Annotated in this window: 1 protein-coding gene and 1 pseudogene; one reads left to right on the plus strand and one right to left on the minus strand. The window is 77.5% G+C overall.

Annotated elements, in window-relative coordinates; translation table 11 throughout:
• Positions 1 to 341 precede the first annotated feature (341 nt).
• Complete coding sequence (locus AAHZ94_RS32185) at positions 342 to 1,925, plus strand: phytoene desaturase family protein (protein WP_349997247.1); 1,584 nt, start codon at positions 342 to 344, stop codon at positions 1,923 to 1,925.
• Between the two features lie 214 nt (positions 1,926 to 2,139).
• Here AAHZ94_RS32185 and AAHZ94_RS32190 read toward each other — a convergent pair.
• A pseudogene (locus AAHZ94_RS32190) lies at positions 2,140 to 2,749 on the minus strand (hypothetical protein); the annotation flags it as partial.

A 2,749-nucleotide genomic window follows, 5' to 3' on the forward strand; every position in this document is an offset into this window, starting at 1 on the left:
CGGACACCACCGACTTCAACACATGTTGTCGGGTGGGCTGGGTCATAGGGGTATACCAGACCGCCCCGTTGCTCCCCGGGGCGCTATCATCCCGGGGGGGGGCCCCGGCGGGGGCCCCCGGGGGCGACCCACCCCCGGCGACGGGGCCGCCGCGCCGTTCCGCCGCCCCGTGTCGGCGGTGCGGCGCCAGCGTCCCTGTCGCGCCCCTCACTCTTCCGGCTGACCAGGGCGGACCCCATCCGCCCGGCTACTCATCTGGGCGTCTAGGTACGGGTACCTAGACGGTGGGTGGCTCGGCCCTGGCCCGGGCGTTGTCAGTGGTGGCGGATACAGTCGCTGGCATGGCACGGATTGCGGTGATCGGCGCCGGGATGGGCGCGATGGCAGCCGCCGCCAGGCTGGCCGTCGCGGGCCACCGGGTGGCGGTGTACGAGCGTGGGGACACGCACGGCGGCGGCGTCGGCCGCCTGGAGCGGGACGGCTTCTGCTTCGACACCGGCCCCGGGCTGCTGCACCTGCCGGCGGTCTACCGCGACCTGTTCGTGAAGACCGGCAAGGAGCCGCTGGAGCAGTGCGTGGAGCTGCGCCAGGTCGACCCGGCCGGCGCGCACGTCTTCGCCGACGGCACCACGCTCACGCTGCCGAACGCGTCCCGCGCGGGCGTGGTCGGCGCGCTCGACGGCGCGTTCGGCGCCGGTGCCGGTGAGCGGTGGAGCGATCTGATCAACCGGGCGCGCGAGGTCTGGGACGCCACCCGGCGCCCACTCCTGGAAGAGCCGCTGCGCGCCGACCCGACGGCGCTGGTCGATGACCCGTATCCGGCGCTGCGGCGCGCCTGGTGGCGGCGCGGCCCGGCGCCGCTGGCCAAGGTCGCCCGACGGGAGCTGGCCGATCCGCGGCTCGCCGCCCTGCTGGAGGCCCACGCCCTGGCGTACGGCCTCGACCCGCGCCACGCCCCGGCCAGCGCGACCGTGCTGGCCTATCTGGAGCAGACCTTCGGCAGTTGGTACGTACGGGGTGGGGTCCGGGCGCTGGCCGACGCGTTGTACGAGCGGTGCCTGGCCCGCCGGGTGGAGTTCACCTTCGCCGCGGAGGCCGGTGCCGTGCTGGTCAAGGACGGCCGGGCGGCGGGCGTCGAGTTCACCGATGGCACCACGGTCGACGCGGACCTGGTCGTGGCCGGTGTCGACCCGGTGGGCCTGACGCGACTGCTCCCGCCGCGGTTCGCCGCGGAAGATCCCCGCGGCGCTGTGGACCCTGCTGGAGCTGGCAGTGCGGCCGGCGTCGCGGCGGCTGCGGAGGGCGGGCAACTCGGCCGGTTCTCCGTGCTGCTGGCGCTGCGCGGCGCCCGGCCCGCGGGCACGGCGCACCGCACGGTGGTGCATCCGGCGGACCTCGATGCGGAGTATGCGGAGCTGTTCCCGGCGCGCCCCGGCCGGCGGGCGACGCCCGATGGGCCGGGCGGCGGGGTGGCCCGGCAGCCGACGGTGACGGTGCTGCGCCCGGACGACCTGGACCTGGTGCCGGACGGCGACCACGAGGCGGTGACGCTGACCGCGGCGGCCCGCCCGCACCCCGCGGTGGATTGGACCGACCCGGCGGTGGTCGAGCAGGCGGCCCAGCGGCTGCTGACCGCCGCGGCTGCGGTCCTGCCTGAGCTGTCCGAGCGGCTGCTCTGGCGCGAGATACGCACGCCGTACGACACGGCCCGGGACACCGGTGTGGCGAGCGGCGCCGTGCCGGCCCCCGCGCTCGCCGGCGCGGGCGGCGCCCGGCTGGCCCCGGCCAACGTCACCCCGCTGCCGGGCCTGTACCGGGTCGGCGGCTGGTCCCACCCGGGCGGCGGACTCGCCCACGCCGGCATGTCCGGCGCCATGGTCGCGGGCCTGATCGTCGACGGCGCGGACTGGCGCGGCTCGCAGTAGCCGCAACCACCCGACGGCGGGGTGACCGGCGCGGGTGGGTGACCAGCGCGGGTGGGTGTGCGGCCGGTGCGGTGGCCGACACGCGCGGGCGGTGGGCAGTGGCTGGCGCGGGCGGTGGCCGACGGGTGCAGTGACCGACGGGTGCAGAGGCTGGCAGTGGTGGCGCGGGGCGCCTCCGTCCCGCCCGTCCGCAGCGGGCCGGCGGCGCGTCCCGTCAGTAGCGGTACTGCTCGTCGTGGCCGGTGTGCCGCTGGTCGGGGTCGTACGACGGGTAGGGCTGGGGCGGGGTGACGGGGAGTTCGCCGTCGCGTTGTTGGGGGACCCAGATGCCGTCCGGCGGGGTCTGCGGGCCCGGGGCCTGGTCCTGGTAGGGCTGGGGCGTCCCGTAGCCGTCCGCCGGGTAGTCGCCCGATCCGTACGCGCCGGCGGCCGGTCCCGGGTCGTACGCGTCGGTGCCGTACCCCGCCGGGCCCGGGTAGCCGGCGCCCGCCGCGTACCCGCCGGGCCCGTAGTCGCCCTGGTCGTAGCCGTCCTGGCCGTAGGCGCCCGCGGCGTAGCCGTCCTGAGCCGGGGCCTGCTGGCCGTAGGAGGCGTGCGGGCCGGGGGCGTAGCCGTCCGGGGCGAAGGGGTCGGGGGAGCCGAGCGGGCCGGGGCCGTAGTCGTCGAGTGAGCCGGTGTGGGCGTACGGGTCGTCCGCGGGCGGGTGCGCCGGCGGGGCGCCGTAGGGCTGCTCCTGGTAGCCGGCGTAGGGGGTGCTGCCGTAACCGTCGTAGCCGTGGCCGGCCGGCGGCGGGTAGCCGGGCGGGCCGGCGGCGGCGGCGGGG

The organism is Streptomyces sp. HSW2009 (assembly GCF_040240285.1).
GTDB lineage: Bacteria > Actinomycetota > Actinomycetes > Streptomycetales > Streptomycetaceae > Streptomyces.